The following is a 6,898-nucleotide window of genomic DNA, read 5'->3' as shown; positions in this document are numbered from 1 at the left end:
CGCCTCGGCCAGCACCTCGCCCCACGGGTCCACCACGATCGAGTGACCCGCCTGCCGAACCCCCGCGTGCGTGCCCGCCGTTCCGCACGCGAGCACGAACGCCTGGTTCTCCACCGCCCGCGCCTGCGCCAGCAGCGTCCAGTGCGCGCGCCGCCGTTCGGGCCAGCCGGCCGGGATCACCAGGGTCTCGGCACCGGCGTCGACGAGTCCGCGGAAGAGTTCGGGGAAGCGGAGGTCGTAGCAGGTGGCCAGACCGAGCGTCGTCTCCGGCAGACGCACCGTCACCTTCTCCCGTCCCGCGCCCATCAGCACGGCCTCGCCCTTGTCGAAGCCGAAGCGGTGGATCTTGCGGTAGGCGGCGGCCAGGTCACCGGACGGGGCGAAGAGGAGGGAGGTGTTGTAGAGGGTGCCGTCCGCGTCGCGTTCGGGGACCGACCCGGCGTGCAGCCACACGCCCGCCTCGCTCGCCGCCTTCGCCATCACCTCGTACGTGGGCCCCTCCAGCGGCTCGGCCTCGCTCCGGAACTCCTCGAAGGCGAAGGCCCCGGTCGTCCACAGTTCGGGCAGGACGACGAGGTCGGCGCCCTCCTGCTCGCGCACCAGCGCGGCCACCCGCCGCCGCCGCGATACGACCGATTCGTCCTCGTCCACAGCGATCTGGATCAGCGAGGCGCGCACACTACCACCGTCCTGGCACTAGGGCCGTCCACACGGGCCTACGATCGTCACACGAAAGCACTGCCGGGGTGCTCCACAGCAGCGTAACTTGGGGGCTCCCCCTGTTCGAGGGCAGCCGCGAGCTCGGGGGAGTTCGGCGACACCCGCCGACCGCAGCCACCCACCCACTGGCAATGCCGCGACAACCTGCCCGTGTACCGACCGCCGAGGGGTCCCGTTCCGTGAGTCTGCATCCCACCCTCCAGCCCTACGCCGACGCCTGGACTCACTCCGTGGAAGCGATATCAGAGCTGGTGCAGCCGCTCGTGGAGGGCGAGTGGAACCGGCGGACACCGTGTCCCGGCTGGTCCGTCCGCGACCTGGTCTCCCACGTCATCGGACTGGACTGCGAGGCGCTCGGCGACCCGCGGCCCATCCACACCCTCCCCCGTGACCTGTTCCACGTCACCAACGACCACCAGCGCTACACGGAGATGCAGGTCGACGTCCGCCGCCACCACACGGCGCCGGAGATGACGTCGGAGCTGGAGTACACGATCATCCGCCGCAACCGCCAGCTGCGGAACGAGTCCCGCGACCCCGGCACCAAGGTGCGCGGGCCGCTCGGTACGGAGCTCACCCTCGAAGAGTCCATGCGCTACCGCGCGTTCGACATCTGGGTGCACGAGCAGGACCTGCGCGCGGCCCTCGGCCGCCCCGGCGACCTCGACTCCCCGGGCGCCCACGTCACCCGTGACTACCTGCTCGGCGAGTTGCCCCGCGTCGTCGCGGAGAGGGCCGACGCGCCGCGCAGCTCGGCGATCGTCTTCGACGTCCACGGTCCCGTCGAGTTCCTGCGCACGATCCGCGTGGACATCCAGGGGCGCGGCACCCTGGAGACCGCCCCGGCCCTCGGGCCGGCCGCCGCGCTCACCCTGGACTGGGAGACCTACGTCCGTCTGGCCTGCGGCCGGGTGACCCCGGAGGCGGTCGCGGACCGGGTGAAGACCGAGGGCGACCCGGACCTGACGGCGGCGATCCTGCGCAACTTCACGGTGACGCAGTAACGGCACCGGTCGCGGAGCACGACCGGTCGCGGAGCGCGGTCGGTCACGGAACACGGTCGGCCGCGCGGCACGACCGGTCGGTGGAACACGACCGGCTTGCGGAACCCGATCACGGAACACCCTCACGCGACACCGCCGCGGCTCCCGGCGGGCGGAGTTCCCCGGCCCTCACCACCGGCCGGGGAGGCCCGCCCGCCGGTGAGGGACGTTCCGGTGCCCGCTTCGGCGGCCACGCGACGGCCCCACCGGCACCGGCGCCCCTGGTGCCGCGCGGACCCGCGCCGTCACGCCGGGACGTGCACCGTCTCCACCCGGCTGGCCACCAGCCGCTCCCGCTCCCGGCGGGCCGCCCGCTTCCGCAGTCGCAGGATCTGGCTCACCCCGAGCACCTGCAGCACGAACACCGCCGAGAAGGCGACCCGGTAGTCGTCCCCGGTCGCGTCCAGCAGCACCCCGATCGCGAGCAGCGTCGTCATCGAGGCGATGAAACCGCCCATGTTGGTGATGCCGGACGCCGTCCCCTGCCGCTCCGGCGGGTTCGCCGGCCGCGCGAAGTCGAAGCCGATCATCGAGGCCGGCCCGCACGCCCCGAGCACCGCGCACAGCACGACGAGCAGCCACATCGGCGCCCGTCCGGGCCACGCCAGCGTCACCGCCCACAGCAGGGCCGTCGCCGCCACCGTGCCCAGCGCCAGCGGCAGCCGCGCCGCGTGGTGCCGGGCGATGATCTGCCCGTACACGAGTCCGACGACCATGTTCGAGAGCACGACGAGCGTGAGCAGTTCGCCGGCCGTCGCCCGCGACAGCCCCTGCGCCTCGACGAGGAACGGCAGGCCCCACAGCAGCAGGAACACCATCGCCGGGAACTGCGTGGTGAAGTGCACCCACAGGCCGAGCCGGGTGCCCGGCTCCCGCCAGGAGGCGGCGATCTGCCGGCGGACGTACGCGGCGCCCTGGTGCGGCACCGGCTGCGGTGCGAAGCCCTCGGGGTGGTCCCTGAGGAACAGGACCAGCAGCACCAGGACGGCCACGCCCGCCAGCGCGCTGCCGGCGAACGCCGCCGTCCAGCCGACCGCGTGCAGCAGCCGGGCCAGCACCAGCGTGGACACCAGGTTGCCCGCCATGCCGACCAGCCCGGCGAGCTGGGCGACGAGCGGCCCGCGGCGGGCGGGGAACCAGCGCGTGCCCAGCCGCAGCACGCTGATGAACGTCATCGCGTCGCCGCAGCCGAGCAGCGCGCGGGAGACGAGTGCCAGGCCGTACGACGGCGAGAAGGCGAAGCCGAGCTGCCCGACCGTGAACAGCACCACACCGATGCCCAGCACCTTCTTGGTGCCGAGCCGGTCGACCAGGAGGCCGACGGGTATCTGCATGCCCGCGTAGACGAGCAGCTGGAGGATGGAGAAGGTGGACAGGGCGGAGGCGCCCACGTGGAAGCGGTCGGCGGCGTCGAGGCCGGCGACCCCCAGCGAGGTGCGGAAGATGACCGCGACGAAGTAGACGGCGACGCCGATGCCCCAGACGGCGACGGCCCGCCGTCCGCCCGGGGGATCCCCCGGCAGCGACACGGACGGCGAACTCATCGGACCTCACCCCGCGCCAGGTGGGAGAACCAGCTGACGTGGCGGTGGACGACGCCGACGGCCGCCTCCGCGTCGGCGGAGCGCAGCGCGTCCAGGATCTCCTCGTGCTCGGCGAGCGTCTTGGCGATCCGGTCGGGGTGGGAGTGCATGACCGCGATCCCCATGCGCAGCTGCCGGTCGCGGAGCTGGTCGTAGAGCCGGGAGAGGATCTCGTTGCCGGCGCTGCGGACGATCTCGGCATGGAAGCAGCGGTCGGTGACGGCGGCCGCGGCGAAGTCCCCGTCGGCGGCCTGCCGCTTCTGCCGGGCGAGCAGCTCCTCCAGCCGTTCGACGAGACCGGGCGGCGCGGGGACGGCCTTGCGGACGGCGTGCTCCTCGACCAGCAGCCGGGTCTCGACGACGTCCGCGATCTCCTGCGCGGAGACGGGCAGCACCAGGGCGCCCTTCTTCGGGTACAGCCGGATGAGCCCTTCGGCCTCCAGCCGCAGCAGGGCCTCGCGCACCGGTGTGCGGGAGACCCCGACGGCCTCGGCCAGCTCACCCTCGGTCAGGAGTGTGCCGCCCTCGTAGTGGCGGTCCAGGACCCCTTGCTTGACGTGGGTGTAGACGCGGTCGGCGGCGGGGGGTTGCTTCACGGCCAGGGTCATGTCCACAGCATAGATACAACAGGTACGCATGACCGGTGCGGTCCAGGATGCGGACCGACTGGAAAATCACCCGGGCGATCGCGCAACCTTCGGGGCCCTTCACCTGTCACACAGCTGTGGCCCTTCCCTATGGGGACTCAACTGGGCCGCACCCTAGGGGCAGTCGACACCAATCGGGGTACCTCACTTGAAAACCGGCATTCAGGGCTTCCGCTTCCGCCGCGCCGCCGCCGTCGCCTTGACGTCCGGCGCCGTGCTCGCCACCGGAGCTCTCACCGCGGCGCCCGCCCAGGCCGTCAGCACGCCCTCGATCGTGGCCAAGGGCGGCTACGTCATGAACGACGCGAACGGGACGTCGCTGTACATGAAGGGCGCGGACACCCCGCGTTCCACCGGCTCCACGACGAAGATCATGACCGCGAAGGTCGTGCTCTCGCAGCCGAACCTGAACCTCGACACCAAGGTCACCATCCAGAAGGCGTACAGCGACTACGTCGTCCGCAACAACGCCTCCCAGGCCCACCTCATCGTCGGCGACAAGGTCACGGTCCGCCAGCTGCTGTACGGGCTGATGCTGCCGTCCGGCTGCGACGCCGCCTACGCCCTGGCCGACAAGTTCGGCTCGGGTACGACGCGGGACGCGCGCGTGAAGTCGTTCATCGGCAAGATGAACACCACCGCCCGCAACCTCGGCCTGAAGAACACCCACTTCGACTCGTTCGACGGCATCGGCATGGGCTCGAACTACTCGACGCCGCGCGACCTGACGAAGATCGCCAGCAGCGCGATGAAGAGCGCCAATTTCCGCGCCATCGTGAAGACGAAGTCGTACACGGCCAGGACCGTCACCAAGACGGGCAGCACCCGCACGATGGCCCCCTGGACGAACACGAACACCCTGCTGAGCAGCTACAGCGGCGCCACCGGCGTGAAGACCGGCTCCGGCCCGGAGGCCAAGTACTGCCTGGTCTTCGCCGCCACCCGGAACGGCAGGACGGTCATCGGCACGATCCTCGCCTCCTCCTCCGTCTCGCAGCGCTCCTCGGACGCGACGAAGCTCCTGAACTACGGCTTCGCCAAGCTGGGCTGACGCTCGGCCACCCGGAATCGAACGGGCCCGCCGCATCGCGGCGGGCCCGTTCGCGTACGTCGGCACATTCTCCAATGAAGTGAATGGTGATAGTGTCATTAGCACCATGCTGCTGCGTTTGGACAAGACGGACTCCCGGCCCCTGCACGAGCAGGTCGCGGGCGCCGTCCGGCGCGCCATCGCCGAGGGCGAGTGCCGGCCGGGCGACCGCCTGCCGGCGGCACGCGACCTCTCCCAGGCCCTCGACATCAACGTCAACACCGTCCTGCGCGGTCTGCGCGACCTGCGGGACGAGGGCCTGCTGGAGTTCCGCAGGGGCCGGGGGGTGACCGTGACCCAGGGCGCCCACCCGGACTCGGGACTGCGCACGCGCGTACGGGAACTGGTGGCCGAGGCGGCACGGCTGGGCTACGGCCGGGACGACCTCGTCGAGATGATCAGGAGGACGCCGTGAACGACGGGAGGCGACGGGGAGTGCGCTGGGGCGCCACGTTCTGGACGCTGGGCACGGCCGTCCTGATCGCGGGACTGCCCTGGGCCGCACGGGAACGGCTGCCGGACCCGGTGGCCACCCACTGGGACCTGGCCGGGGACGCCCCCGACGGCTCGATGCCGCTGTGGCTGGCCTCCCTGCTTCCGGCGCTGATCTGGCTGGCCCTCGCCGGGTACGTCCTCATGGCACGGCGGCGCCCCGGACGCGGTCCCCGCACGGCACGGCAATCGGCTGCACCGGTGGGCCTGCTGGTGCTGGGCACCGTCCTCACCTGCGTGCAGGCACTGCTCGTCCGCGCCAACATCGACCACACAAACTGGCAGCAGGCGCGCCTGTCGCCTGCCTGGATCGCCGCCCCGCTCGTGGCGGCGCTCGTCGCCGGGGCCGTCGGGCGGCGGGTGAGCGGGCGGGGACGCGACACGGACCCCTCGGCCACGGAGCAAGGCGGCCGGGGACTCACCCTGGAGGTGCCGGAAGGGCAGCGTGTGGTCTGGTTCTCGCGCGCCACCAACCGCTGGCTCCATCTGCTGGCGGCCGGCACCGGGCTGGTGGCCGCGGGCGACCTCGTCGCCCTCGCCGCCGGCCTCACCACGTCCTCGCAGGCGTGGCGCCTGTTCGTCCCGTGCGCGATCGTCTCCCTCGCGACGGCGGTCTGCTCCTCGGTCCAGGCGCGTGTCTCCGAACGCGGCCTGGAGGTGGGGTTCGGCCCGCTGGGCTGGCCCGTACGGCGCTGGTCCCCGGCCGCCATGGAGTCGGCGCGCGCCGAGCACCGCAGCCCGGCGCAGGTCGGCGGCTGGGGCTACCGCTTCAACGGCCTGGGGACGACGGTGATGCTGCGGGCCGGGGAGTGCCTGGTCGTCCGCGTCCGGGGCAGGCGCACGGACTTCGCGGTCAGCGTGGACGACGCGCAACGCGGAGCCGCCCTGCTGAACGCCCTGCGCACGGCACGGCACGGCTGATACGAAGCCGGCGGCCGCTCGGCGCCGCCCCCGGCGCACCACGCGGGAACCCGGCGGCCGCTCGGCCGCGCCCGGCACACCGCGCGTGCGAGGTGAACCGGCCCCAGGCGTCCGGGCCGAACCTCACCATCGGTCCGTCGGCATCCTGGGAATCCCTCACGGCGACGGCGCCGGGGACGTTGCGGGCGACTTCGACGCACTCGCCGTTGCCGCTGCTGCAAGTGGACTTGACGAAGGGGAAGCGCGGCACGGCTCACATCTCCTTGCGGATGCCTTCGATCAGGGCAGCGGAGTCGCGAAGAGCGAGCCTGCGGACGGGTGACGGCTCCCCCTGGCCACCCCGGACTCCGCTGCCCGTGCACGCGACGGAGCCGCGCACCCCCGGACGGGATGCGCGGCTCC

The 6,898-nt window shown here is 72.3% G+C and carries 8 protein-coding genes; 4 read left to right on the top strand and 4 right to left on the bottom strand.

Going from position 1 to position 6,898, the window contains the following annotated elements; all coding sequences use genetic code 11:
- On the bottom strand, window positions 1-678 hold a 678-nt coding region (locus ACWDNY_RS05025; protein WP_451644306.1), incomplete at its 3' end, for a nitrilase-related carbon-nitrogen hydrolase.
- A 221-nt stretch (window positions 679-899) separates the two neighbouring features.
- On the opposite strand from ACWDNY_RS05025, the gene ACWDNY_RS05020 reads away from it, so the two are divergent.
- Window positions 900-1,724, top strand: a complete 825-nt coding sequence (locus tag ACWDNY_RS05020; RefSeq protein ID WP_451644305.1) for a maleylpyruvate isomerase family mycothiol-dependent enzyme — start codon at window positions 900-902, stop codon at window positions 1,722-1,724.
- Window positions 1,725-2,008: 284 nt separating this feature from the next.
- Here ACWDNY_RS05020 and ACWDNY_RS05015 read toward each other — a convergent pair whose 3' ends face one another.
- Window positions 2,009-3,307 carry an MFS transporter gene (locus tag ACWDNY_RS05015; protein WP_451644304.1) on the bottom strand — a complete coding sequence of 433 codons (1,299 nt, stop codon included), beginning with the start codon at window positions 3,305-3,307 and terminating at the stop codon, window positions 2,009-2,011.
- Window positions 3,304-3,954: a GntR family transcriptional regulator gene (locus tag ACWDNY_RS05010; RefSeq protein ID WP_451644303.1), complete on the bottom strand. Its 651-nt coding sequence runs from the start codon at window positions 3,952-3,954 to the stop codon at window positions 3,304-3,306. Before ACWDNY_RS05010 ends, ACWDNY_RS05015 begins: the two co-directional genes overlap by 4 nt.
- Window positions 3,955-4,141: 187 nt before the next feature.
- On the opposite strand from ACWDNY_RS05010, the gene ACWDNY_RS05005 reads away from it, so the two are divergent.
- The 3 genes from ACWDNY_RS05005 to ACWDNY_RS04995 all read left to right on the top strand — a co-directional run bounded on the left by ACWDNY_RS05005 (window position 4,142) and on the right by ACWDNY_RS04995 (window position 6,496).
- Complete coding sequence (locus tag ACWDNY_RS05005; RefSeq protein WP_451644302.1) at window positions 4,142-5,044, top strand: D-alanyl-D-alanine carboxypeptidase family protein; 903 nt, start codon at window positions 4,142-4,144, stop codon at window positions 5,042-5,044.
- Between the two features lie 106 nt (window positions 5,045-5,150).
- Window positions 5,151-5,498 (top strand): GntR family transcriptional regulator, encoded by a 348-nt coding sequence (locus ACWDNY_RS05000; RefSeq protein ID WP_451644301.1) that lies wholly within the window; start codon window positions 5,151-5,153, stop codon window positions 5,496-5,498.
- Window positions 5,495-6,496, top strand: a complete 1,002-nt coding sequence (locus ACWDNY_RS04995; protein WP_451644300.1) for a DUF1648 domain-containing protein — start codon at window positions 5,495-5,497, stop codon at window positions 6,494-6,496. Before ACWDNY_RS05000 ends, ACWDNY_RS04995 begins: the two co-directional genes overlap by 4 nt.
- Here ACWDNY_RS04995 and ACWDNY_RS04990 read toward each other — a convergent pair.
- Window positions 6,429-6,746, bottom strand: a complete 318-nt coding sequence (locus ACWDNY_RS04990) for a DUF397 domain-containing protein (protein ID WP_451644299.1) — start codon at window positions 6,744-6,746, stop codon at window positions 6,429-6,431. The two genes, ACWDNY_RS04995 and ACWDNY_RS04990, sit on opposite strands and share 68 nt — an antisense overlap.
- Window positions 6,747-6,898 lie beyond the last annotated feature (152 nt).

It is taken from the genome of Streptomyces sp. NPDC003697 (genome assembly GCF_053587115.1).
Note: the sequence above shows the minus strand (reverse complement) of the source record. Positions and strands in the feature narration are given on the sequence as shown.